Source organism: Thermotoga profunda AZM34c06, assembly GCF_000828675.1.
Classification (GTDB): domain Bacteria; phylum Thermotogota; class Thermotogae; order Thermotogales; family DSM-5069; genus Pseudothermotoga_B; species Pseudothermotoga_B profunda.
The window spans coordinates 354,491-378,680 of the sequence record NZ_AP014510.1 but is presented as its reverse complement, the minus strand read 5'-3'; the positions used below and the strand labels follow the sequence as shown (position 1 = coordinate 378,680).

The 24,190-nt window shown below is 39.4% G+C and carries 28 protein-coding genes; all 28 read right to left on the bottom strand.

The features are described 5' to 3' along the window. Nucleotide 1: 1 nt before the first annotated feature. Nucleotides 2–433 (bottom strand): hypothetical protein, encoded by a 432-nt coding sequence (locus tag TSP02S_RS01785; RefSeq protein ID WP_041081438.1) that lies wholly within the window; start codon nucleotides 431–433, stop codon nucleotides 2–4. Further along, a complete protein-coding gene (gene pth / locus TSP02S_RS01780; protein ID WP_052465268.1) occupies nucleotides 430–993 on the bottom strand; it encodes an aminoacyl-tRNA hydrolase in 564 nt (187 codons plus the stop codon). Before pth ends, TSP02S_RS01785 begins: the two co-directional genes overlap by 4 nt. Then, nucleotides 990–1,646, bottom strand: coding sequence for a 50S ribosomal protein L25 (locus TSP02S_RS01775; protein ID WP_041081434.1), 657 nt, complete (start codon nucleotides 1,644–1,646; stop codon nucleotides 990–992). The genes pth and TSP02S_RS01775 overlap by 4 nt, the downstream gene beginning before the upstream one ends. A gap of 16 nt (nucleotides 1,647–1,662) precedes the next feature. Beyond that, the gene (locus TSP02S_RS01770; RefSeq protein WP_041081432.1) at nucleotides 1,663–2,613 is read right to left on the bottom strand and encodes a ribose-phosphate pyrophosphokinase; all 951 of its coding nucleotides are present in this window, start codon (nucleotides 2,611–2,613) and stop codon (nucleotides 1,663–1,665) included. Next, nucleotides 2,613–3,965 carry a bifunctional UDP-N-acetylglucosamine diphosphorylase/glucosamine-1-phosphate N-acetyltransferase GlmU gene (gene glmU, locus TSP02S_RS01765; protein ID WP_041081431.1) on the bottom strand — a complete coding sequence of 451 codons (1,353 nt, stop codon included), beginning with the start codon at nucleotides 3,963–3,965 and terminating at the stop codon, nucleotides 2,613–2,615. Before glmU ends, TSP02S_RS01770 begins: the two co-directional genes overlap by 1 nt. 13 nt (nucleotides 3,966–3,978) lie before the next feature. Beyond that, nucleotides 3,979–6,141, bottom strand: coding sequence for a replication restart helicase PriA (gene priA, locus TSP02S_RS01760; protein WP_232503742.1), 2,163 nt, complete (start codon nucleotides 6,139–6,141; stop codon nucleotides 3,979–3,981). Between the two features lie 39 nt (nucleotides 6,142–6,180). Next, a complete protein-coding gene (locus tag TSP02S_RS01755; RefSeq protein ID WP_041081429.1) occupies nucleotides 6,181–6,399 on the bottom strand; it encodes a hypothetical protein in 219 nt (72 codons plus the stop codon). A gap of 2 nt (nucleotides 6,400–6,401) precedes the next feature. Next, on the bottom strand, nucleotides 6,402–6,935 hold the full coding sequence (pyrR, locus tag TSP02S_RS01750; RefSeq protein WP_041081427.1) for a bifunctional pyr operon transcriptional regulator/uracil phosphoribosyltransferase PyrR: 534 nt from the start codon (nucleotides 6,933–6,935) through the stop codon (nucleotides 6,402–6,404). Further along, the gene (locus TSP02S_RS01745; protein ID WP_232503741.1) at nucleotides 6,929–7,744 is read right to left on the bottom strand and encodes a hypothetical protein; all 816 of its coding nucleotides are present in this window, start codon (nucleotides 7,742–7,744) and stop codon (nucleotides 6,929–6,931) included. The genes pyrR and TSP02S_RS01745 overlap by 7 nt, the downstream gene beginning before the upstream one ends. Next, nucleotides 7,713–8,894 carry a tRNA guanosine(34) transglycosylase Tgt gene (gene tgt / locus TSP02S_RS01740; RefSeq protein ID WP_041081426.1) on the bottom strand — a complete coding sequence of 394 codons (1,182 nt, stop codon included), beginning with the start codon at nucleotides 8,892–8,894 and terminating at the stop codon, nucleotides 7,713–7,715. The genes TSP02S_RS01745 and tgt overlap by 32 nt, the downstream gene beginning before the upstream one ends. Continuing rightward, nucleotides 8,851–9,489, bottom strand: coding sequence for a cyclodeaminase/cyclohydrolase family protein (locus TSP02S_RS01735; protein ID WP_041081424.1), 639 nt, complete (start codon nucleotides 9,487–9,489; stop codon nucleotides 8,851–8,853). Before TSP02S_RS01735 ends, tgt begins: the two co-directional genes overlap by 44 nt. Next, a complete protein-coding gene (gene deoC, locus TSP02S_RS01730; protein WP_052465267.1) occupies nucleotides 9,486–10,226 on the bottom strand; it encodes a deoxyribose-phosphate aldolase in 741 nt (246 codons plus the stop codon). Before deoC ends, TSP02S_RS01735 begins: the two co-directional genes overlap by 4 nt. Before the next feature lie 11 nt (nucleotides 10,227–10,237). After that, nucleotides 10,238–10,786 carry an HD domain-containing protein gene (locus TSP02S_RS01725; protein ID WP_041081422.1) on the bottom strand — a complete coding sequence of 183 codons (549 nt, stop codon included), beginning with the start codon at nucleotides 10,784–10,786 and terminating at the stop codon, nucleotides 10,238–10,240. A 1-nt stretch (nucleotide 10,787) separates the two neighbouring features. Next, nucleotides 10,788–11,996: a hypothetical protein gene (locus TSP02S_RS01720; protein ID WP_144380702.1), complete on the bottom strand. Its 1,209-nt coding sequence runs from the start codon at nucleotides 11,994–11,996 to the stop codon at nucleotides 10,788–10,790. Then, nucleotides 11,905–12,675 carry a RadC family protein gene (gene radC / locus TSP02S_RS01715; protein ID WP_171816349.1) on the bottom strand — a complete coding sequence of 257 codons (771 nt, stop codon included), beginning with the start codon at nucleotides 12,673–12,675 and terminating at the stop codon, nucleotides 11,905–11,907. The genes TSP02S_RS01720 and radC overlap by 92 nt, the downstream gene beginning before the upstream one ends. After that, entirely contained in the window at nucleotides 12,617–13,213 is a 597-nt protein-coding gene (locus tag TSP02S_RS01710; RefSeq protein ID WP_052465266.1) for a Maf family nucleotide pyrophosphatase, read from the bottom strand. The genes radC and TSP02S_RS01710 overlap by 59 nt, the downstream gene beginning before the upstream one ends. Then, on the bottom strand, nucleotides 13,137–13,685 hold the full coding sequence (locus tag TSP02S_RS10835) for a Gx transporter family protein (RefSeq protein ID WP_232503789.1): 549 nt from the start codon (nucleotides 13,683–13,685) through the stop codon (nucleotides 13,137–13,139). Before TSP02S_RS10835 ends, TSP02S_RS01710 begins: the two co-directional genes overlap by 77 nt. Further along, a complete protein-coding gene (locus TSP02S_RS01700) occupies nucleotides 13,682–14,050 on the bottom strand; it encodes a NusG domain II-containing protein (protein WP_041081415.1) in 369 nt (122 codons plus the stop codon). The genes TSP02S_RS10835 and TSP02S_RS01700 overlap by 4 nt, the downstream gene beginning before the upstream one ends. Next, nucleotides 14,034–15,086, bottom strand: coding sequence for an FAD:protein FMN transferase (locus TSP02S_RS01695; RefSeq protein WP_041081414.1), 1,053 nt, complete (start codon nucleotides 15,084–15,086; stop codon nucleotides 14,034–14,036). Before TSP02S_RS01695 ends, TSP02S_RS01700 begins: the two co-directional genes overlap by 17 nt. Next, entirely contained in the window at nucleotides 15,056–16,045 is a 990-nt protein-coding gene (gene amrS, locus TSP02S_RS01690; protein ID WP_041081413.1) for an AmmeMemoRadiSam system radical SAM enzyme, read from the bottom strand. The genes TSP02S_RS01695 and amrS overlap by 31 nt, the downstream gene beginning before the upstream one ends. Before the next feature lie 11 nt (nucleotides 16,046–16,056). Continuing rightward, nucleotides 16,057–16,581: an AmmeMemoRadiSam system protein A gene (amrA, locus tag TSP02S_RS01685; RefSeq protein WP_041081412.1), complete on the bottom strand. Its 525-nt coding sequence runs from the start codon at nucleotides 16,579–16,581 to the stop codon at nucleotides 16,057–16,059. Next, a complete protein-coding gene (locus tag TSP02S_RS01680) occupies nucleotides 16,578–17,372 on the bottom strand; it encodes a 6-phosphofructokinase (RefSeq protein ID WP_041081411.1) in 795 nt (264 codons plus the stop codon). The genes amrA and TSP02S_RS01680 overlap by 4 nt, the downstream gene beginning before the upstream one ends. Nucleotides 17,373–17,391: 19 nt before the next feature. After that, nucleotides 17,392–18,132, bottom strand: coding sequence for an anaerobic ribonucleoside-triphosphate reductase activating protein (locus tag TSP02S_RS01675; protein WP_070104612.1), 741 nt, complete (start codon nucleotides 18,130–18,132; stop codon nucleotides 17,392–17,394). 6 nt (nucleotides 18,133–18,138) lie between these two features. After that, a complete protein-coding gene (locus tag TSP02S_RS01670; protein ID WP_041081408.1) occupies nucleotides 18,139–19,926 on the bottom strand; it encodes a ribonucleoside triphosphate reductase in 1,788 nt (595 codons plus the stop codon). Between the two features lie 140 nt (nucleotides 19,927–20,066). After that, entirely contained in the window at nucleotides 20,067–21,428 is a 1,362-nt protein-coding gene (locus TSP02S_RS01665) for a M14 family zinc carboxypeptidase (protein WP_041081406.1), read from the bottom strand. Between the two features lie 12 nt (nucleotides 21,429–21,440). Then, the gene (locus TSP02S_RS01660) at nucleotides 21,441–22,385 is read right to left on the bottom strand and encodes an oligopeptide/dipeptide ABC transporter ATP-binding protein (protein WP_041081404.1); all 945 of its coding nucleotides are present in this window, start codon (nucleotides 22,383–22,385) and stop codon (nucleotides 21,441–21,443) included. Then, nucleotides 22,367–23,344 (bottom strand): ABC transporter ATP-binding protein, encoded by a 978-nt coding sequence (locus TSP02S_RS01655; RefSeq protein ID WP_041081402.1) that lies wholly within the window; start codon nucleotides 23,342–23,344, stop codon nucleotides 22,367–22,369. The genes TSP02S_RS01660 and TSP02S_RS01655 overlap by 19 nt, the downstream gene beginning before the upstream one ends. Further along, entirely contained in the window at nucleotides 23,341–24,186 is an 846-nt protein-coding gene (locus TSP02S_RS01650) for an ABC transporter permease (protein WP_070104611.1), read from the bottom strand. Before TSP02S_RS01650 ends, TSP02S_RS01655 begins: the two co-directional genes overlap by 4 nt. Between the last annotated feature and the right edge of the window lie 4 nt (nucleotides 24,187–24,190).

Below are 24,190 nucleotides of genomic sequence, written 5' to 3'. Positions count from 1 at the left end.
GTTATTTCTCCAAGATATGTTCTCTTATTTCGTTTATCTGTTTTTTGATCTTGTTAGCAGTTCTATAATCTTCTTGCTTTAAGGCTTTTTCCAAGCGGTACTGTAAAACATATATTCTACGCCTTGCAACCTCTTGCAAATCTTCCTGGGATACCTCACTCTTACCAAAAAGGATTTTCATAATAGCCACAGGAGCAACAGAAAAAACTAACTCATGCGACAAAGAAATGTCCAAAGATATCTCACCTAAATCGGTATCTTGAACAAGCTCGATATGCCCTGCGAGATATTTCAAACCTTCCTTTGACAAATTCAAAGCTTCACTCAACTGGTTTCTCATGCATCGTTCACAAAAGGCTATTTCTTTCACCATACCATCAGCTATAAACCTATAGGTTTTCGCATCTGAACTTCCACAAAAATCACATTTCACAAAATCACCTCATAGGAGTTGAAAACAGACATTGCCTTACCAACACCTTCATTTATAATCATCTCAACCGCATTGACTGTAACATCAAAAACGCGGTCTAATACAATCAACTGCTCATCTTCAAAGTCTTGAAGAACAAAATCTACCAAATCAACGTTTTTGGGTTTTGGTCCTATACCAATCCTCACTCTGATGAAATCAGTGGTGTTTACATTGTCAATTATAGATTGCAGCCCCTTATGGCCACCTGAGCTTCCACTGGGTCTTATCCGAATTCTTCCAATCGCCAGATCTACATCATCGTATACAACAATTATATCATTGATCGTGCAATCAAAATCACTCAGTGCTTGCTTCACAGCCCTTCCGCTTAGATTCATATAAGTCAGTGGCTTTATTAGGGATAATTGGTCACAAAGGCTGAAGCTGTATAAAGAATTTCTCTGCCACTGTAAACATTTTTTCAAGTGACAGTACTTATCAACAAACATAAAGCCCACGTTATGCCTATTAAGAGCATAACGTGGACCAGGATTGCCTAAGCCAAAAACCAATTTCACTTCTCTTCTTCAGCTTCCTCTTCTTCTTTCTTGCCTTTCTTTATGACTTCTGGTTCAGCTGTTGTTTCTGCTGGTTTGACCTCTTCCTCTGCAGCGAGACCGCGAGGTACAACAATCGTTACTACTGCTTCCTGTGGATTCAACAAAGCCTTCATACCTTCTGGTAATTTCAGATCTTTTACATGAATAGATTGTCCAAGTCCGAGTTTTGTCACATCTATCTCTATGTACTCAACCACAGCTGAAGGCAAGGTTTCAACAGGTAATTCGCTGTGTAACACTTCCATGATCCCGCCTTTTTCAACTCCTTCGGCTTTACCAACAACACGGACCGGAATACTTATCTTCATTGTGTGACCTTTGGCAGGTTTGTAAAAATCAATGTGAACTATCTCATCTGTAACCTTGTCGACCTGTACATTTTTGATGAAAACTTCTAATGTCTCAACGCGATCGCCTGTGTTTAACTCAAGTTTCAAAGGCAGGGCTTCAGAAATCTTGTGAAATATCTTTTCTACCTCAAATTTGTTCAAGGTGATGCTTATCGGTTTTGTCTCTGGTCCATAAATCACAGCAGGTATATTGCCTTTTGCTCTAAATCTTCTGACAGCCCTTTTTCCTTGCTTGGTCCTTAAATTTGCTGTAAGTTGCATAACCTTTTGTCCCTCCTCATCTGAACAATATACTCACCGAAAGATTTTTTCTTATTCTTATGATTGCCTCTCCCAACAAAGAAGCCATGCTGAACACACAGAATTTCTCTGGTAACTCTTTGTGATACACGGTATCAGTTATATAGACTTTATCGATGCCACTTTTTTGAATCCTTTCGACAGCGTTACCCGAAAGAACACCATGAGTTGCACATGCAAGTATACGCCTTGCACCAGATTTTTTCAAGATCTCTGCACCTTGGACGAGTGTTCCACCTGTATCAATTATATCGTCAAACATAAGCGTTATTTTATCTTTAACATCACCTATGACATGAACAACCTCAGCCACATTATCAGCAGGTCTTCGTTTATCAAGTATCGCCAAAGGGACTCCAAGTTTTTCTGCAAACTTACTTGCCCTACGAACAGCACCTACATCTGGTGCGACAACAACTAAATCACCTTTCTCTTCCTTGTAGATCTTCGATATTTCCTCGCTAAAAACCGGAAAACTGTACAGGTTATCCAGCGGAATGTCAAAAAACCCCTGGATCTGTTCTGCATGAAGATCAACTGTGAGTACTCTCGTTGCGCCGGCAACAGTGATGAGATTTGCCAGTAATTTAGCTGTTATTGGGTCTCTACCTTTGGCTTTCCTATCTTGGCGTGCATAACCATAATAAGGTATCACAACTGCTATACTATTTGCCGATGCACGTTTGAATGCGTCGATCATGATCAAAAGTTCCATGACATTTTCATTCACCGGTGGTGAAAAAGACTGTAAAACAAAAACATCATGTCCTCTAACCGTTTCATTTATCTTGACATTGATCTCTCCGTCTGAAAAGCGAGAAACCTGACAATCTCCAAGTCTTAGTCCCAGATAGTCGGCAACACGTTTGGCGAGCTCGGGGTTTGAATTACCTGAGAAAAACTTCAGATCGTTCCGCTGAAATGGCATCAGCCTTCCTCCTTTTGTTTTTTCTTCAGAACCCAATCTGGTTTGTTTTCCTGTCTTGCTCTTGCTATTGCCAAACTCCATTCTGGTACATCCTGAGTTATCGTTGAGCCTGCTGCAACGAATGCTCCCTTCTTAATCCGCACAGGTGCAACTAATGCCGTGTTACTTCCAATGAAAACCTGATCTTCTATTACTGTTTGATTTTTCTTCTTACCATCGAAATTGCATGTTATCGTACCAGCTCCTACATTCACATTTTCACCTATTTGCGAATCTCCAAGATACGTTAAATGCTGTGCCTTCGTATTTGGCCCTATCTTTGAATTTTTCACTTCCACAAAATTCCCAATCTTGACTTTTGGATACAAGACTGTACCTTCTCTCAACCTACTAAATGGTCCAACCGAAACATCACACATAATGTGAGCACCTACACATTCCGATCTTGTCACGGTAACTCGATCTTCTATCACACAGTTTACGATACGAGTCATTGGACCTATCACGCAATCTTCACCAACTGAAGTTTCACCTTCCAAGAAACTCATCGGATATATGACAGTGTCCCTACCAATCTTAACATTAGCATCTATGTATGTAGACAGTGGATCAATAATTGTTACACCTTCAAGCATGAGTTTTTCAAGTATGCGCCGTCTTAGTATTCTCTCAACTTCCGCAAGCTGAATTCGATTGTTTACACCAGAGAAATCCTCGGCATTACTATCTTTGTACACATTAACTTTTTCAAGCAAACCGACCGCATCTGTTAGATAATATTCATTCTTACGGTTTTCGTGCTTTACCTTTGGAAGTACTTCTAACAATTTCTCACCTTTGAAAACATAAACACCTGTATTTATTTCTCTAATCTTTTTTTCCTCTTCTGAAGCATCGAATTCCTCTACTATCTTTACAAATTCACCGGCATCATCCTTGATAATCCTCCCATAACCTGTCGGATCAGCCATATCCACTGATACAATTGTCACGTCATAATCACCAGAATGGTGTGCTCTAATGATTTTCTGTAGTGTTTCTTGCCTTATCAATGGCATATCACCGTATAGAATTAACACATCATCTGTTGGGTTTATAAAGTTTTTTGCACTCATAACTGCGTGTGCTGTACCAAGCTGCTCTGCTTGATACGCCACATCTACATTATCAGGAAGAACTTGTTTCACCATCTCTGCTTGATGACCAACAACTACACATACTTTGTCTGCCACTCCAAAAACAGCATCGAGGACCCACTGAATCATGGGCTTGCCGCACAGACGATGAGTAACTTTTGGGTATTTTGATTTCATCCTACTGCTCATTCCCGCCGCAAGTATGAGGCTCACCATATCCTCAGCCCCCTCACCATAGACGTGGAGGATTCACTAAAACCCTCCAACCTTTCTTTCCAAGTTTTGTGAATACCTCATCCAACTTCTGCAAAGTTCTCATGAGAGCATCTGTTTTGACCAAAAAATGAAATCTGTACTTACCCTTCAGTTTGAAAACAGGGTGTTCAACAGGTCCAAGGATCTTTTCATCACTCAGTGAGTTTGCACAAGAACTCACTATCTCCCATCCTATCGATGGATCCTCACTTTCAAGAACTACCTGAACTAAATCACCAAAGGGAGGATAATCCAAGTCCTTTCTTTTTTGTAACTCTTTGAAGTAAAATTTTTCTGTATCAAAAGTAAACAGATGTTTTATAACTTCATTCTCAACCTCCGAAGTCTGAACGATCATTTTTCCATTTCTCACCATTTCGCTCCCTTGGCAAAGCTGTTGAAAAATATGCACTCTGGAGTTATAGTCTGGCTGAAACAACAATCCATCAAGATCTAAAAAGGCTATCAATCCAACTCTTTCAAGTCTAAAACCATGCAAAACCAATCTTGTGCCTATGAGAATATCTATCTCTCCTCGTTCGAACTCAACAAATCGATTAAACATCGTTGAATAACTCATTTCATCACTATCGATTCTCACTATTCTCGCTGATGGAAAATGGTATCTGATAATCTTCTCTATTCTCTCTGTTCCATATCCCTTTGGATATAAAGCGCGAGTTCCACATTTCGGACACAGATCATCAACAGGTTCGGTATGACCGCATTGATGACATTTATACAAATTCGCAGATTTGTGAAAAGACATCGCCACATCACATTTTGGACATATGACTGTATATCCACAAATCGCACAAGTGACGAAAGGTGCATAACCTTTCCTTCTAACGGTTATAATAATTCCCCTGTTATTTTCAAGTGTATCTCTCATCTGCTCGAGCAACTTGTCTGAAAGAAAACTGGTTTGCTTTCTTGTATCAATAACAAGGATATTCTTTGAGTCATCTGGCAGGTTGAAAATCCTGGATTTATCCAAACGGTGGTAATCATCTATCCGACCAGTTGTTGAAGAGAGGATGATCGGTATATTCATCATTAGAGCCTTTCTTCTCGCCATTTCAACGGCATCATAAACCGGTTCATCGAATTGATAATAACTCTCGTCTTCATTACTCTCTACAACAACAAGCCCCAAGTTTTTTATCGGCAAAAAAACGCCTATTCGTGTACCAACGAAGATCTTTGGCTCTCCTTTGATTGCATTGAACCACGTCATAGCTTTTTGAGACTTTGATATTCCGCCATGATAGACACAGATTTCTACACCAAGATACTTTTGCAGCATCCCTGTTAAATACGGTATCTGTGATGAAAGAGGAATAAGGTAAAGTACCGATTTACCTTCTTCAAGTGTTTTTCTTAAAACATCAGAGATTACTTTGAACCTTCTTTCGATCGATCCTTTAACCACTAACCATTCTTTACATTCAAGTCCAGATGGTAAAGACAGATCGTTTTTCTCCCAAACAAGATTGTGCAAAATAGGAGTTTGTGTGAATCTTATCAAACCCTTTTTTTCCATTCTCCTGAGTTTTTCTATACCCACTCCAGTCGCTTCGATCACCTGACCGACTGTGGCTCCTTCTCCTGAAAAAAGATAGTTGATGACATCATACTCATCAGGTGTTTTCGCAATACGAAGTGATTCTCCAAGTGATGAATTCAAAATTACAAAAAGTTCTCTCAACCTTGGCTTTGGAGTTTTCATCGCAGGGACTTTTCGTAATTTCACAAAACCTTTTTTTAAATAATTGTCGAGGACTTTTTCTCCATGAACAGAGAGAAAATCTTTCAACCTCAATCTTTCTAAACCTATCAAATCAGATATCGGTTCGACGAAAACTTCGGCATACTCATCAACAAATGTCGGTATCATCAGATCAAATAACTGTCCAATGGGAGAATAAAAACGTTCAGAAGCCCACTTGATCATCTTAACGTCATGAACAGATAAGAAACTTGCACCATCTATCCTTTCTGTTATCGTCTTAATACCAGGTTTAGATTCTACCGATCCTACAATATATCCGATGGTGACTCTGTTATTGAAATCAACAAGCACACGTTCTCCCAACTCGAGATTATCCCCAAAGGAGTATAAAAAAGTCTTTCTCAACGGGATTTTTGAGATGGCAACTTCGTACACCATCAACAATCAACTGTCTTTGCGTTTCCAAAGGATTTTATCACCCAAGGTTATTGAATGAAGTGTTTCGGGCAGTTGTAAGGGAATTTTCTCGATGATCTCAATTATCAGGTCTTGAGGGATAGAGGTTTCGATCCAAATTTCACTGATATCCACATCATAATGTTCTCTTTGAACGATGCCACCAAGAACCTTCTCGATAGCTTTGGCATATCTTTCGTATACCACAGTTATTCCTCCATATGAACTATATAAACAGCATCCTCGCCGTCTATCTCGTTCAAAGTGACATTAACCCTTTCCCGGTTCTTAGAGGTAGGAAGATTTTTCCCCACAAAGTCTGGTCTTATTGGCAATTCCCTGTGTCCCCTATCTACAAGCACAGCTAATTGAACACAGCGAGGTCTCCCGCGATCTGAAAGCGCATCAAGTGCAGCTCGAACCGTACGACCGGTGAAAAGTACATCGTCAATCAACACGACTGTCTTATTGTCTATTGAAAAATCCATCTTTGTTTTATCTTCACTTGTGCGCTTTTCGTCATCTCTATACGGTCCAACATCAAGCTCACCAATTGGTAACTCTTTTCCCTCTATCGATTTCACAAAGCCAGCAAGTCTTCGTGCCAAGAATACACCTCGTGTCATGATACCAATAAAGACCAATTGGTCAACACCGTGGTTTTTTTCAACAATCTCATGGGCTATTCTCATCAAAGACCTTTTTATATCTTCGGCATTCAATACTTTGATCTTGTTCACCATTTTATACCAACACGAAAATCTATATGCCAGTCATAATTAAGCTCGTTGAACAAATCAGAGCCTGTTTGCTTCGAAAACGGATAATACACAGAAACACCGATATTGAAATCACCAATTTGCACGTTTCCACCGAAATCGAGCGATAAACTACTCTTGGAGTTCTCAGGTTTATAAAAAAACGGCACTGCAAAATACAAATTCACAGGCAAGAGATTCAACTGAGCGCCAGGAGCCAAATTCCAAAACTCATTCGATACATACATTGCATCAAAAGAAAATTTCATTTGGTCAAATTCCAATGAGATTCCAGCTCCAAGATCTGCCGTGTTTATCAAATCAGAATCCGACGACCAAACCCTGAACTTCTTCACCACTATGCTGTAATAAGCATAACCATCTTCCACAAATTTTCCTCTCACACCAACATCTACGAAGACAGAATAATTCTCCGAAGAATCTTCCTTAATCCGCTCTAATCCTATATTCATTCCAAGATCAACATTTCCCGACCTACCCGCTACTCCATACAGAAAACTAAGTCTTTCTTTGTTGAAATCACTGAAATCACTTGAGAGACTGAGAACACCCGCTAAAGAATCTTTTGCCGGTTGGATTAAAGAAACCGAGAAACTGCGAACATTACTCGCGCCTAATCTCAAAGTGTTGGATATCAAAAGTTGACGCAATTCGTTTTCAACTATACCCGCAGGATTCACCCTGAAAGCCCAAGGTCCCGTCGCACCCACATAACGCCCATCGCCTGCAAAATCGATAATGTCACCCAAACACAGTATTGTCAACAGAATCATAACAAAGCTTATCACCCTCACCCTTGACATATGAATTGATCACCTCCTTCTTCAGATCGACAAAGGTTCCATCGTAAATTGAACGTCTCAATCGCTCCATAAATCTCATCATGAAACGCAAATTATGATTTGTAAGCAATATTCCACCAAGAGCTTCGCCTCGGTCGAACAAATGATGTATATATGATCTTGTATAGTTTTTGCAGGCTATGCAATCACAACCTTCTTCTATCGGATCCAAGTCGTCCTTGAACCTTGCAGACTTTATGTTCAATCTTCCCTTGAAAGTCAACGCCGTACCGTGTCTTGCAAGCCTTGTTGGAAAGACGCTATCAAACATATCAACGCCGATTTCTACAAGGTGAACTATTAATTCCGGTGACCCACCACCCATAAAATACCTTGGCTTTTCTATGGGTAAAGATTCTACTGTAACACCGGTTAAGTGTAAAGTCTTCTCAAATTCCTCTCCAAGGCTCAGTCCACCTACTGCAAAACCATCAAAAGGCATTTTGGCGAGCTCTTGAGCGCTTAACCGTCGAAGATCTTCGTACATCCCACCCTGCGCTATTGCAAACAACATCTGCCCTTCATTAACACCGTATTTCAAACACCTATCTGCCCATTGATGGGTTCTTCTCAAAGATTTGAGCGCTTCTTCATAACTGTCCATGGGTCCTGGACAGTGATCAAGGACCATAACAATGTCAGAACCCAGCACCCTTTGTATCTCAATTGAAAGTTCTGGTGTCAGGAACAATTTAGAGCCATCGACTGGCGACCTTATCAACACGCCATCATCATTTATCTGGCGCAAATCCCGTAGACTGAAAACCTGAAATCCACCACTATCAGTAAGTATACCACCATTCCAGTTCATAAAGCTATGTAAACCACCATGGATTTTTATCACATCTAATCCAGGTTTAACAGCTAAATGATAGGAATTTCCCAAAAGAATTCCAACTCCTATACTTTTCAAATCATCAGCGCGCATCAATTTAACATTTGCATTTGTTCCAACGGGCATAAAGATAGGAGTGTCAAAGACACCATGTGATGTATGAAGTTTCCCAACGCGCGCTTTCCCGTTACAAACTTTTATCTCAAACCCTAATGTCTGCCCTTTGAGCTGTGATTTCTCTGACACTCTTCAACGCTCCTTCCACTTCACCTGTGAAAGTTTTCAATTCGTGCAGAAGATTCTCTTTGAATTTCTCATCTTTGAGTGACTTTAAATTTATCAAGACATTTGCCTTGGCAGAATTAAAAGCACCTTCCGCAAGTTCAGCCGCACTTACAACATCAGAAATTGCATTTATATTACCCCATTGCGCAACAGCTACCGCCTGCTTCAAAATTTCTTTCAAATGGCGACAAGTCTCATAAGGTACACGTGCGGCTTGTTTTAGTGACTCTTGAATTGCCTGACTTCTCTTTTCTTTCTCTTCTACAGTGTTTTTTGGCAACCTGTACGCACTCATAACTTGATCAAAGGCTTTTACATCAAGATCTATGCAATCAAGTAAGATCGTTCGTTTTTCCTGCATTGTACTCACAATTCTCTCCATCTCTGCATGCCAGTCAGAATAATCTGACCTTGAAAGAGTGAGATTGGCAACCATTTCAATTAATGAAGCAGCCAAAGCACCAACCAGCGCACTAACGGCGCCACCACCTGGTGTTGGACTTTTATCAGAGACTTTCTCAACAAATTCCCTTATTGAGAGCTTGGCAAAATTCATCCCTCCACCCCCTCTGAGAGTATTTTAACTGAGGAACTTGTACCTATTCTACTCGCTCCGGCTTTTATTAACTCAATCGCCTGCGAGAAACTCCTGATGCCACCAGATGCTTTAACCGAGAGTTTTTCAGAGCACCATTTCATGAGATGAACATCTTGAACTGTCGCTCCAGCGGTTCCAAAACCCGTTGAAGTCTTGACAAAGTTAGCCCTTGCCAATTCACTCAATACGCAAGCGGCTATCTTTTCTTCATCGCTGAGATAACATGTCTCAATTATAACCTTCACTGGTCTACCATTGGCAGCTTCAACTACTGAACAAATATCTTCATAGACATAGGTCCATTCTTTCGATTTAAGCATACCCACATGAATCACCATATCGATCTCATCAGCACCAAGTTGAACCAATTCTGCAGTTTCTCTTGCCTTGACAAATTGAGTCACGGCACCAAGCGGAAACCCAACTACGCTCACTACCTTTACCTTAGATCCACTCAGTCTGTCGACTGCATACTTCACAAAAGAAGGATTTACGCAAACACCATAGAATCCGTATTTTATGGCTTCATCACATAAATTCGAGATCTCTTCTAATGTCGCAGTTGGTTTGAGTAGAGTGTGTTCAATAGATTGCTTAAGTTCATCGATAGTAACTTTTCTATCTTCAATCTGGAATGAATATTCTTTTTTGTATTTCACTATTCTCTCTTCAATAGCATATTCTATATTGTTCACAAAAAACCACCTCACAACCCTAACTCTTTGTTGATCGTTCTCATAGCATCCAAAGACAATGTCAAAAATTCCTCAAGAGACAATCCAAACTCTTCACAACTCTTCATCTGCTCTCTGCTTGCACCCTTAGCAAAAAGTTTTTCCTTGAATCTGCGAACCAAGAAATCTGTGTCAATAACCGAAAGTGATTTTTCGGGCGTTATCAATGCAGCTGCAACAATAAATCCTGTTACAGGATCGGCCGCATAAATGGCCTTCTCCATAGTTGTTACAATCTCCTTTTTTTCACAATGAGCCAATATCGCATCAAGAACAGGTTTTGGAAGTTCATAACTTTTTAGTAATTCAACGGTTTTAAACCCATGATTTTGAGGATCGTCCTTTGTGTAGTCATAATCAAGATCATGCAATAGACCGGCAAGACCCCAGAGTTCTTCATCTTCACCAAGTCTTCGTGCAAGCGCTCTCATTACAACTTCAACTGCGAGACAGTGTTTGATGAGATTTTTCGATTTCACATGATTCTTTAAAAGCTCAAGAGCATCTTCTCTTTTCAACATATCACGCCCTCCTATAGAGATTTCTGCAATGCCGTTCACCATAATAAAGTCTGAGAAATTCCATATCTTTAAACACAATCTGAACATCACCAAACTGAACAATTAACTCTATGAGTTTTTTCGCACCTTCTTCAGGATCGTTTATAGATATAAAATTCTTGCTTGGCGCATATCTTCCAAAAATTCCCCTTGTACAAATAGGCAAGTTGGTTTTGTTCGCCGTGGCAAATGTAACAGACTCCGATGAATTGATCAGTTTAGATAGGTATTCTTTTATACCTTCGTAATCTTTCTTAGCAGCGGCTTCACTTAGAAGAAGCACCAATGCTTGAGGATCGAAGTTCGAGAGAGCTTCAACCAAATTCTTGTCGAAAGATCCTTTGTTAGCATAATCGATTGCCTGGTTAAGTATGACAATCCTTGGACAAAAAGTATATTCATCGTTCTTCGACATCTTTGCCCTGCAAGCAGCGTATTTGGCACACGCATAAGATTTCTTGTCCAAAACATCTGCGATCTTAATGGCTCTTTCCTCATCTTCTGTTAATGCAGAGATCAACAAAACCAAAAGCTTATAGCCACCTTGCGATATACAGTTTGCGAATAAAGCGGCGTTTATCTGACCAGTGTCATATGCCTCGAGCAAAAGCCCAATATAAGGATCCTTCAAAATACTGAAGGCAGACCTGAAAAGTTTTGCGGCGTCGCGGAATTTACCGGCGAAGAGTAAAACTTCAGCAACCGATAGTAATGCAACAGGTGATGATGAATATTCTCTAAGCAAATTCTTTAAAGCTTCTATGGGTGATCTACTAGTCGCATACAAATCCTTTGTCAAATTCAGTGAATCAAAATAGACGCTTTTTTCTCCAACAGAGCCCTGTCTGGCAAAGTCACCTTCCAAAAATAATTTTAATTGTTCCAAAAAGATTCTATGAATTCTATCCTCAACTTGCCCTATTCTTTTATGGATTGAACGTTGTATGAGAAGATCACTTTCACCGTAAGTGAAATAATTCAAGTCATAGATAGACCATATATCCTGAACAGGTATATTCAGTTCTTCCTCAAGCGTTATCTTAGGCTTTGATGGGGTGACATCTTTCTTGGGTTGTTCCTTATGTTTCACCCCTTTTTTTCCAAGATCTTTTTCTAATTCCATTTTTAACCTCAACAGATTCAGAATCCTTTCGTCCTTCTCTTCTTCCATTTGAACTGTCCTCCAATAAACCATGTGCTCTGAAACTGTAATAACTTTCTCTACCTATTATTAAATGATCTATCAACCTGATACCAAGTATATTACCAGCATTGGCTATCATTTCGGTTGCTCTTTTGTCATCTTCGCTCGGTGTTGGATCTCCAGATGGATGGTTGTGAACAATGATCAACGCATTTGCGTTTGATCTAACTGCGATCCTGAAAATCTCAGTAGGATGAAATAGAGTTTGATTATTCGTTCCTTGCGTTATATCCCTGTGAAAAACTACAAATAGTTTACTATCAACAATAATAACACGTAATACCTCTTTTTCAAACAACCTCATATCATGACAGTACTCAAAAACCGATTCCGGTTTACCCAAAGCAATGCGTACATCTGAAAGTTCTTGGTATAATCTCTTTCCAAGTTCAAGTGCAGCCTTCAAAGAAGTTGCCTTTGCAAGTCCAATTCCATTGACAGAGGCAATTTCTTCTAATCCAGCATTTGACAAGGTTCTGAGCGATCTGTCGAATTTATCATACAGTTCTTCGGAAAGTTGATACACATCCTTCCCCTTAGTACCTGTTCTCAGAAGTATGGCAATGAGTTCTTGCTCAGATAATCCCTCAGAACCAACCTTCATCATCCGTTCTCTTGGTTTCAGAACTCCACCATCCTTTCCTATAGAAATACTCCCACAAATCAGCTATGGGTAAACCTATGACAACATATGGATCCCCAACTATTGATTCGACAAATACTCCACCAAAATCCTGTAAACCATAAGACCCAGCTTTACCCAGAGAATAGTTTTGTGCGTAATATTTCACAACTTCTTTTGGTACTTTTCTAAATTTCACTCTCGCAGTTTGTGTTTTCAACCACATCTCACCCCAACTGACAACCGCAACACACGTATGGACCGAATGCCATTTTCCAAGTAATTTACAAAGTTGCGATTCAGCATCACAGAGGTCTTTTGGTTTTCCAAGAATGGTTCCATCTATCTCTACAACTGTATCAGCACCAATAACCACAGCATCCTTGACTTTATCAAAAACATTCAAAGCCTTCAGAAGTGCGAGCTTTTCCACAGTATGTATCGCGTCGTCGTCGTGTATTTCTTCAATCTGAGGAATTACTATTTCAAAGTTTTCGAACAGTGTCTTTAGAATCTTCTGTCTGCGTGGAGATGAAGATGCCAATATAATTCTTTTGAACACGAGGTATCACCTTTCCGGCTATATATGCGTTTGCAAAAGCACCAGGCAAACCAAGTATTATCATATAAGGCAAAATCCAAAAAAGCGCTTTACTACCAACAAAAACCGATCCAACGAGAGTCTGTACAACGTTGTTGGTAACACTGCCCAAAATGCTCACACCTATCAACCCAAAAATCCTCACCTTGAATGCTGCCGATTCGATGAATGCCGCTGAAATCGATCCAAAAACACTCATAAAAAAAGCTACATCCAAAAAATGACCTGTAACCAATGATCCAACAAAACTCTTTCCGATTGCAACGATCAAACCATCCTTTGCACCGAAAAGAACTATTGACAAAAGTACAACGAAGTTTGAAAAACCCCACTTCCCATTTGGAAATGGAAAGGGTACAAAACTTTCAAGAACGTATATCGCTATACCCAAGGAAATGAAAAGAGAATTCAAAGCTATCTTTTTACTCCTCACCAAGTCATCACATCCACATCACTTTTACCAATAAATTTCACGACAACTTTGTTCGGAATACACACTATCACACCATTTGGCCCAACTTTACCGGTCTTTTCACAGATCTTCAAAGGACAATCGCTGTTCTCTACATGAACTCTCTTACCATCAAAAACAATGTCCATGATGTGTTTTCCATCGTTTTTTAACTCATATCTGATATCTTGTTTCAACACAGCAATCAATCGTCCATCTTTGTAGACTTCAACATATCCTGTAAGACTACTTTGATGTGTCAAAAACCAAAACGCCAGGAAAACAACAATTATGGCGACAACAATAAAAAGATCAGATATCCTAAAAATCTTACTTTGCCCGTTCATAAACTGAAAATGATGGTGATTTATGAATTGCACCATCTTCACCGATTAGTAAAACACTCCCGCCAAATCGTGGATATTCTAAAACAACATATTCCCATTCCTGCGCCATTACAAAACCCGATGTGGACAAAACATCAGCCGTTGTCGCATCCTTTGCGATGACAGTCACCGATTGTGCACCGTGGGCAGGATAACCAGTCTTTGGGTCAAAAATGTGGTGATATCTCACTCCATCAACGATGAAGTATCTTTCATAGTCTCCAGACGTTGCCACCGCCCCATCTGTTAAATAGATATAATCAATTGCTGACTCTGATTTTCGGGGATCTCTCACACCAATTACCCAAGGTCTGGAGCCGAATTTTGGTCCCAAAATCCTAATATCTCCGCCGGCTTCTACAAACCCTGTACACTTCGCATCTATTTCTTTGGCTATCTGGTAAGCTCTGTCCAATGCATAACCTTTCGCAATTCCACCAAGATCCAGTTTCACACCATCGTTCAATCTCACTCTCCTTGTTCTGCCATCCAATTCAACCTTTTCCACTCCACAATGCCTTAGAATCTCATCGATCTCTGACTGAGATGGTATTTTTGTGGGTACACGCTCAGCTATTCTGTCAAAACCCCAGAGTTTTATCAAGTTACCTAAGGCTGGATCGAACGCGCCTTCAGTGATCTGTGAAAATTTCAATGCTGCATCAATCAACACGAAACTCTCTTCATCAAGATCAACCCAATCTTTTGATGAATTTATCTTGCTAATAGTGCTATCTGGATTATTTGGATCAAATTTTTTGTAAACTCGGTCCAATTCATTGAAGATAATCTCTGATAGGTTCTTCGAACCCTTTTTGGAAGATACCACAATCCTGCAATACGTGCCTAAGGTAAAACCTGTATATTCATAATAACTCGGTGGTATACGCACAAAAACCATCACTAAAATAGCCACAGTGATAGCAATTCCAATCAAAAAAATCACAAGAACGAAATTGCTTATTCTCAGAATATTTTTGCTATCTTTTTTCCGCACTCTTTGCACCTACCTTCTGAATCTAATGCTTTGATCTGAACATTGTAGCCTTCTCTCTGGATAACCATTGTCCCACAATCTGGACATACCGTGCTCTCATATCGTGGATCCCAGAGATTGCCAATATAGACAAAATCAAGATACTCATGTGCAAGATCATAAAAATCTATTAATTTTTCTGAAGGAGTTGGCGGATTGGTCATTTTATAGTTTGGAAAATAACGAGACAGATGAAGTGGTAAGGATCGATCTAAACTCGACAACCACTTGAATTCATTCTCAAGTTGTTCTCTATCGTCATTCACACCAGGTACAATTAGAGTGGTTATCTCTACATGAATCCCATAGGCTAAGGATCTCTCAATAGTCCGTTTCACAGTGTCTAAGTCTCCACCTAAAAGGTGATAGATCTTCTCATCAAAGGCTTTGAGATCGATATTCATAGCATGAATAGACTGAAGTAACAAATTAAGTGGTTCTTTTTCCACAAGACCATTTGTCACCAAGACATTATATAAACCTTCCTTAGCCGCTATCCTCGAGGTGTCAAGAACAAATTCAAACCAAGTGAAGGGTTCATTATAAGTATATGCAATCCCTTTTGAGCCCCGTTCAATTGCAATAGATACTATCTGCTGTGGAAGGACTCGCCTTGTTGGAGTCATCTGCTGAGATATCTCCCAGTTTTGGCAGAAAGCACATTTCATATTGCACCCAAAGGTTCCAACCGAGAGTATTTTATCAGAAGGGTTGAAATGGAACAAAGGCTTCTTTTCTATGGGATCAATGGCAATCGAGGTGATCTGCCCGTAGTTCATCAATTCCATCACACCGTCCTGATTCTTTCTGGTAAGACACAACCCTATTTGCCCTTCTGATAAAACACAGTGATGTGGACAGAGCTCACACCTTACTTTTCCATCACCAAGACCAGTGAAATAGAGCGCCATTTTTTGCACTCAATCACCCCTCAGTGATACCTTTCAACAGTGAATCTGTATATGGTGATTTTTTCACCGGAAAAGATACCAGCCTTTCTCTTTGCAATATTAATCTGCTGTTCGACAGTATCAACACCCGGTAAATCTGGTAGTAGGAGTCCTCTTTTAAAGCCACTAACAACTATTACCCCATATTTTCTTGGATCGAGTTGATCCACATCTGATATTCTCTCTGGTTCACTCAAAATATCCACACTGACTTCGATTTCGTCAAGTTCTCTCTGTGTGAGTGGTGTAAATCTCGGATCCTCTGTAGCAGCTGCGATTGCGTTATCTCTTATCTCCTCGGCTAAATTTGCCTTGGTTGGAAGATAGGTACCTATACACCCTCTCAATTCGCCATTCAGCTTGTGCAAGCTCACAAAGGCTCCAGATTTTCTTTTCAAAAGTTCTTGTGGTGCTTCGTCCTTAAGCGGATCGATCATTATATGTTCTTTTATCCAGGCTTCGATACTCCTGATAGCCCATTTTACATATGGATGTTCACCTTTCATGTTATTACTTCCCCCCTCTTTATTACCCCTGTATTTCGAAAACTCTGAAGCGTGAGAAACTCAAAATCCTCATCATAAACGAGCATACTTCCTCCCCTTAAAGATGAACGTGACAAAAGTACTTTTGCAAGATCTTCAGCAAAAGAGAGATCCTTCTTGAGTGGCTTACTTGCACTCAAAATCCCATCGATTTTCACTGTACAATCATAATGTCCATCCCACGAGATAAAGATTTGGTCAGAAACCTCATTCATGAAAAAATTGTGCACATTTTTCATTTGAATCACGAAGTCTCTAAACCTTTGAGATAAACAAAGTACAGTTTTTCTACCTGATGTTTTCGAGAAATTCTTGAAATAATACATACATTCACTGAGCTTGTTCAAAATGGTATTCAAACCCATTTTGTACGATCCGATGTTTAGTCCAAAATCTGCTGATGGAATTAATATCACTCTTACTCCAGCTGAAAAAAGTTCATTGAGAAGATCAAGAGAATATTCATTACCAACGACAAGTAGCAGGTCTATTTTGTACTTGAGGAGGTTCTGCATTATTTTGTATTTCCAGCCCTTTGGTATATCTTTTAAAAATAAACTTGGTAGAATTGATCCACCAAGGTTCTCAAATCCAGCTGTCATTCGTACGTCTATAAAATGTGATTCATCACGATAAAGCCCTCCCCAGCCATTCGAAAAACCTACAATAACATTTTCAGATTTCTGGACGAGCGTATGAATAAACTTGTTGAAACCGGGGCATACACCTTCAACCAAAAGGCCTATCCTCACCAAAAGCCTCCCAAATAGATTATACCCTTTGAAGGCTGTCAGCGGTCTTTTGCAAAGGTATTGTAAAACCACGAAGAATGAATTTTGAAAAATAACTTTTGCAGAGATTTGCTATATCTTGGATATATTTGTAATCAACCTGTGGTAGTTCATTGAAGGAAGGATCGAGGTTATTGCCAACTCTACAATTCTGAATGACATAAATATCGATACCTTTTAGCCACTCACAAATTCGATGGAAATCTTCGATTGAAAGTAGTGAAGGGTGAAAAGTTGTCCGAAATTCATAATTTGGTGCATATATTCTTATTAATTCAACTGATTTTTGTATACTGAAAATATCAACATTGGATCTACAAATCTGGGTGTATTTATCCAGCGGAGCCTTTATATCCATCGCTACAAAATCTATCAGATGCAGATCAAGCAATTTTTTCAATACAAGTGGGTTTGTGCCATTCGTATCAAGTTTCACCATCATATTTAATCTCTTGACATCGTAGATCATCGACTCTAAATCCGAACAGAGAGTCGGTTCACCTCCTGTGAAACATACACCATCTATCATTTGATGGTTTTTCGATAGCCAATTTACGACTTCTTCCCATACGATCTGATAGTGTGATCCGTTTTTGTTAATCAAATTTTTATTATGGCAATAAGGACACCTGAGATTACATCCAGCTGTAAACACCACAGAGCATAGGTAACCCGGGTAATCCAAAAGACTGACTTTGGTCCAGCCTTGAATCAAACGCATAGATACTCACTCATGGTGAATTTTATAAACATCTCTGAATTTGAATTCTTCTTGCTTTCCTGGATTCCAATTCTGAACAGGTCTATAAAAACCAACTACCCTACTCCAAACTTCTGTCGCCCGACCACACACCGGACAGTTGTAATGTTCTCCCGATAAGTACCCATGGTCCTGGCATATACTGAAAGTCGGAGTAATTGTGATATAAGGCAACCGATAATTCTCAAAGATTCTTTTGATAAGAAGTCCGATTACCATCGGATCTTCTACTTGTTCACCTAAATAAATATGGAAAACCGTTCCGCCGGTATATCTGATTTGCAATTCCTCTTGCATTTGAAGTGCTTCGAAAAGGTCTTCAATTTGGCCTACGGGGAGTTGAGTTGAATTTGTATAAAATGGTTCGATATCACCGTTTGTGAATATATCACCAAAACGCTGTTTATCGATCTTTGCAAGCCTATAAGAAGTACCTTCAGCAGGAGTTGCTTCAAGATTAAATAGATTCCCTGTCTCCTTTTGGTAATCGATCAATCGTGTTCTCATGAAATCGAGAACCTTTATGGCAAAATCTCTGCCTTCTTCAGTATCTATACCTTTTCCAAACAAATTCATAAGAGCTTCGTGCATACCGATTAAACCAATTGTACTAAAATGGTTGTGCCAATATTGTCCAAAAAATTCTTTGATATTTTTTAGACAAACCCTTGAATATGGATACAACCCAATCTCAGTTAATCTTTCAATGAATCCACGTTTGATTATGAGACTCTCCTTTGCCAGATCCATTACATCTGACAATCTTTCAAAAAACTCTTCAACTGAATTTGAAAGATATCCAAGCCGAGGCATGTTGATGGTTACAACACCAACAGAACCCGTCATCGGGTTTGCACCAAATAGTCCTCCCCCTCTTTTGCGCAATTCACGATTATCAAGTCTCAATCTACAACACATACTTCTCACGTCTTCTGGCGCCAAGCCAGAACTTATAAAGTTGGCAAAATATGGTACACCATACTTTGAGGTCATTCTCAAAATCATCTCTGCAACTTCACTATCCCAAGGAAAGTCATGAGAGATGTTATAAGTCGGTATAGGAAAACTAAAAATCCTTCCTTTAGCATCACCTTGAAGCATTATTTCGCAAAATGCCTTGTTAAGCATATCCATTTCCTTCTGAAAATCTCCATAACATTTATCTTGAAACTCTCCCCCTATGATAACCGGCTCACGAGCAAGATATTTTGGTACTACTACGTCCATTGTTATGTTCACAAAAGGAGTTTGAAAACCAACCCTTGTTGGGACATTTAAATTGAAGATAAATTCTTGCATACATTGCACCACATCTGAATAAGATAGTCTATCATAAGCTATAAAAGGAGCAAGAAATGTGTCAAAATTAGAAAATGCTTGAGCACCTGCCGCTTCACCTTGTAAAGTATAAAAAAAGTTAACTACTTGCATTAATGCTACTCTAAAATGTTTTGCGGGTTTGCTTTCAACCTTTTGTTCAACACCCCCAAAACCTCTTATTAAAAGATCTCTCAAGTCCCATCCACAGCAGTAAGGGGCGAGAAGATTCAAATCATGAATGTGAAAATCACCATTTAAATGAGCTTGACTGATTTTCTCTGGATAGACCTTCTCCAACCAATATTTTGTAGTCAATGCCGAGACTATATAGTTATTCATTCCTTGAAGTGAATAATTCATATTGCTGTTTTCCTTCACTTGCCAGTCTTGCAAAGAGAGGTATCTTTCAATTAAATCAACAGTATCAAAAGACATCGTCACACCCCCGCATCTACTATATAATGTGTACATGATCAATAATATACTATATATAGTATAAAGTCAAGAAGACAGGGTATTATCAATTGATAATATGGAGAAACACAAGAAAGTTGGCAGCGCATAAGCGCTGCCATTCACTTCTTGAGGGAGGTGTATAAACAGGTATACAGGCCGGCTGTTAGCTGAATCTGAACCAATTTTTTAATTGGAATCACGTTGAATTTCGTCTTTTTCTCTAATAATCCGATACGCGAATCGATAATTTCTCTGACTTTTTCTGATGTTTCTGAAAGTACCCGATCTTTACTCTTCTGGGACTTTATGAGTCGGTAGAACATTCCCCATTTGAACAAAGAGTAGGATTTAGCACTTATCTGATTGTCGAATTTTTCAGCAACAGTTGCATTTCTGTTGAGCTCCTCAGCAGTCTGAGCCCAACGAAGTCTTGCCTGATAAGATCTCTTGAACGATTCCATGAAATATTCAAGTGCATCCTGAAACTTGGTGTGAGTATCGATCTTGTTCTTTATCTTTTCATACAACGATATGAGATGTTCCATATCGTTCTTATCTGATTCAAGGTCTTCAAGAACTAATTTTCTCCTACTTATCTTTGTTGGTTTAGTATTCTCGATTCGTTCATCGTAGTAATATGGTACCTCACATACAAGTTCAAAGACGTTTTTGTTGAAACGCTTTGCATATCCAATGCTACTTTCTCCACTCATTATAATCGTTGCAGGATCGACATTTGCGTATTTCTCATAGTAATCGTAAGCATCAACTGTCGTAGGCATCAAAAAAACAGCTTGATGAAATTGCCTTGCATATGGTATCTCCGGCTCACCAAGTGAAAGTGGCACATTTTGATCATTGGCAGCCTTTTCAAAAATGGGATACAACAAAGGAGCATCCTCGCTTATGTAATAGTAAACACCACCAAAACCTGCATTGTGCAAACTGTATATGAACGAAGGTGGCGTCTGATTTATTATATTCATGAGTGCCTGTGTTTCTGGTGTTGGTTTATCAAATTTGAGAGTTTTGTACTCTATGGGGAAAGACCATTCTACCTGTTCATTACCTGCAGGTCTGTAATAGTTATACACATAATGCTTGAAGGAATAAGGTTTTTTGAACCACCCTTCATTGAGTTTTGCACCATCCACGTCGGCAACCTTCACAATATACCAAGTGAAATCAAAGATATCTCTGAATTCTTTATTCTCAGCCAGCTTCCAGGACAGATAATCTAACATCACACTCCCAATAGGTTCATTTGGGTGAGGAAAACCATAAAGCAATGCAGATTTACTTCCGTTACCAATTTTCAAACACAAAATCGGTTCGCCACTTGTTGATTTCCCAGCTTCAAAAAGATCGACAATCTGTGGAAATTGAGCTTTTAACTTCTTCGAGGACTCATTCAGTTCATTGACAGTCATGAATTTCCTGTAATCTGGGACTTGCTTGATAACTTGTTCAACAATGCTCATCCTTTTCCCTCCCTATACCTTCAGGCACGAAACATAGTGACCTGGTTCTATTTGTCTAAGCTGCGGAGTCTGTTTTTCGCACTCAATATCTGCATATGGACACCTGTTTGCAAAATTACATCCAATCTCTGGTTGAAAGATTCCTATCAATTCCTTGGGTTTAATCTTTTGCTTCTTCTCAAAAATCGATGGCGAGTAGCTCACCAGAACCTTTGTATATGGATGCAGCGATCTTTCTACAACCTGCGAAGATGTCCCAAGTTCTACAATTTTGCCAAGATACAAAACTGCTATTCGGTCACTCACGTACTTAGCCAAGGATATATCGTGTGTTATAAACATCACAGTGGTCTTCTGTGTTTTGACAAGATCAAGCATGAGATTTATGACACTGGCTCTTACGGACAGATCAAGCATCGAAACACATTCGTCTGCTATCAAAAAAGATGGATTCAACATCATTGCCCGCAACAATGAGATTCTTTGCAACTGCCCTCCAGATAATTCATGTGGATATCTAACCAAGAAAGATTGAGCGGGCTCAAGACCAGCACGATGCATAAAATGTCTTATTATCTCTTTTCTTTGATGGTCATTTTCCCCAATCTTGTTTATTCTCAGTGGTATCATAAGAGAATCTTCTATAGTCAATCTTTGATCAAAAGATTCATATGGATTTTGAAATATTATCTGGATCTCTCTTCTTGTATCTGGATCCAATTTAGTTGAACCATCTACTCTTTTTCCCTTGAACAAAATCTCGCCATCTGTTTCTCTTTCTATCCTACTCAATACCAAGCCAAGTGTTGATTTACCACAACCACTTTCCCCCAATACACCGAATATCTCACTTTGGTCTATATCAAAACTCACATTATCGAGTGCCTTTATGATGTACTTTCTCAACAAGCCCACTGTGAAATATTTTTTCAAACCATTCACTTGCAATATTCGCATGATCTATTCCCCACTTTCAAACAAGCTACATGGCGTTCTCCAAATTCAACGATTTTGGGGATCATTGTAAAACATTCATTTGAAACTAAATTGCACCTATTTGCAAAAACACATCCATTTATTTCTTTTGAGAGATCAGGAAGATTTCCCGGTATGCTGTGTAATTTTCCGCCCTTTTCAGCAAAATCTGGCAGTGAAGTAACAAGAGCCTTTGTATATGGATGCAATGGTCTGTGAATTACATCGTCCTTTCTCCCATATTCCATGAGTCTTCCGGCGTACATTACGGCGATATCATCACAGAGTTCTGCCACAACACCTAAATCATGACTTATCACCATACCCGTTAGAGAAAATCTTTCAATCAAATCTTTCAATTCTTCTATTATTTGTCCCTGTGTGACCACATCGAGGGCAGTGGTAGCTTCATCCAAGATCACAAATTTTGGCGAATTGACAAGAGCGAGCGCTATCATAACTCTTTGCATCATACCACCTGAGAGTTGGTGCGGGTAACAATCCAGAACTCTAACTGGCAAATTAACTGTATTCAAAAGAAATTCAAGTCTTTCTTTGATTTTTTCCTCAGTTATCTGTGGGTTGTGTATCACCAGCGCTTCTGACATTTGGACTCCAATCTTATGAACAGGGCTCAGGGCATTCATCGATCGTTGAAAAACCATCGAAAATTCTTTCCATCTTATTTTTGTAAGCTCATCTTCACTCATTGAAGTTATTTCATGACCGAGCAACTCTATCCTTCCCTTTACTACATATGCGTTTTTTGGAAGAAGTCGCATTATTGTATGTGCAAGAGTACTTTTGCCTGAACCCGATTCACCAACAACACCAAGAAATCTTCCCTTTTGGACAGAAATATCTAAATCTTCAACGGCATGTATTTCTTTTTTTCCAACGATGTATCTAACAGTTAGGTCTTTCACATTGAGCGCATTCATTCTTCGGTCACCTCACCAAGAGATGGATAAAGTGCCTTTTGCAATCCATCTCCAATGAAGGAAAATCCAATAACAGTAAGAATCGTGAAAATCCCAGGGAAAACTATGATCCACCAAGCAAAGGTCATATATGACTTTCCTTCACTTATCATCTTGCCCCAACTTGTTACATTGGGGTCACCAAGTCCAAGAAAACTCAATGCCGCTTCCGTCAAGATAGCCCCACCAATTTGAAGTGCACTATTTGCCACAACTGGGTACATCCCGTTTGGAATTATATGAGAAAACATTATTCTAAGAGTACTTTCGCCATTCGTGCGCGCTATCTTCACAAAAGCCCTTTCTTTTATGCTCAAGGTCTGTGCTCTCATAATCCTTGCGTTTGAAGGCCATGTTGTCAAACCTATAACGAGCATTATATAAAAAAGATTTCTACCAAATATGGCAACTATGATGAGTATCAAAAAGAATACCGGAATCATCAGAAAAGAATCTATGATCTTACTCACTATCTCGTCAACTATACCACCGTAATAACCAGACAAAGTGCCAATGAAAATACCTATCAGTGCTGAAAGACCAGCGGCAACAAAACCAACAAGAAGTGAAGTTCTACTACCAAACACGACTCGGCTGAATACATCTCTTCCAAGATGATCTGTGCCAAAAAGATGTTTCAACCCAGGTCTTTCAAGGACATCACCTGTCATCTCACCGGCTCTGTAGGGAGCTATTCGAAAAGCAAATATTGCTAGAAAAACCATCGTCAAGAAAATGAATAAACCTGCTACTCCATATTTGTTTGATAGGTATCTTTTCAAAAAAGATTTGAATCTGCTCACATAA

Bases quoted from the DNA above. Each gene is read 5' to 3' on its own strand.
- TSP02S_RS01775 (WP_041081434.1), bottom strand. From the start codon at position 1,646: ATGCAACTTACAGCAAATTTAAGGACCAAGCAAGGAAAAAGGGCTGTC.
- TSP02S_RS01770 (WP_041081432.1), bottom strand. From the start codon at position 2,613: ATGCCATTTCAGCGGAACGATCTGAAGTTTTTCTCAGGTAATTCAAAC.
- glmU (WP_041081431.1), bottom strand. From the start codon at position 3,965: ATGGTGAGCCTCATACTTGCGGCGGGAATGAGCAGTAGGATGAAATCA.
- pyrR (WP_041081427.1), bottom strand. From the start codon at position 6,935: ATGGTGAACAAGATCAAAGTATTGAATGCCGAAGATATAAAAAGGTCT.
- TSP02S_RS01745 (WP_232503741.1), bottom strand. From the start codon at position 7,744: ATGATTCTGTTGACAATACTGTGTTTGGGTGACATTATCGATTTTGCA.
- TSP02S_RS01735 (WP_041081424.1), bottom strand. From the start codon at position 9,489: ATGAATTTTGCCAAGCTCTCAATAAGGGAATTTGTTGAGAAAGTCTCT.
- TSP02S_RS01725 (WP_041081422.1), bottom strand. From the start codon at position 10,786: ATGTTGAAAAGAGAAGATGCTCTTGAGCTTTTAAAGAATCATGTGAAA.
- TSP02S_RS01720 (WP_144380702.1), bottom strand. From the start codon at position 11,996: ATGGAAGAAGAGAAGGACGAAAGGATTCTGAATCTGTTGAGGTTAAAA.
- TSP02S_RS01700 (WP_041081415.1), bottom strand. From the start codon at position 14,050: ATGAACGGGCAAAGTAAGATTTTTAGGATATCTGATCTTTTTATTGTT.
- amrA (WP_041081412.1), bottom strand. From the start codon at position 16,581: ATGAAAGGTGAACATCCATATGTAAAATGGGCTATCAGGAGTATCGAA.
- TSP02S_RS01675 (WP_070104612.1), bottom strand. From the start codon at position 18,132: ATGCGTTTGATTCAAGGCTGGACCAAAGTCAGTCTTTTGGATTACCCG.
- TSP02S_RS01670 (WP_041081408.1), bottom strand. From the start codon at position 19,926: ATGTCTTTTGATACTGTTGATTTAATTGAAAGATACCTCTCTTTGCAA.
- TSP02S_RS01665 (WP_041081406.1), bottom strand. From the start codon at position 21,428: ATGAGCATTGTTGAACAAGTTATCAAGCAAGTCCCAGATTACAGGAAA.
- TSP02S_RS01660 (WP_041081404.1), bottom strand. From the start codon at position 22,385: ATGCGAATATTGCAAGTGAATGGTTTGAAAAAATATTTCACAGTGGGC.
- TSP02S_RS01655 (WP_041081402.1), bottom strand. From the start codon at position 23,344: ATGAATGCGCTCAATGTGAAAGACCTAACTGTTAGATACATCGTTGGA.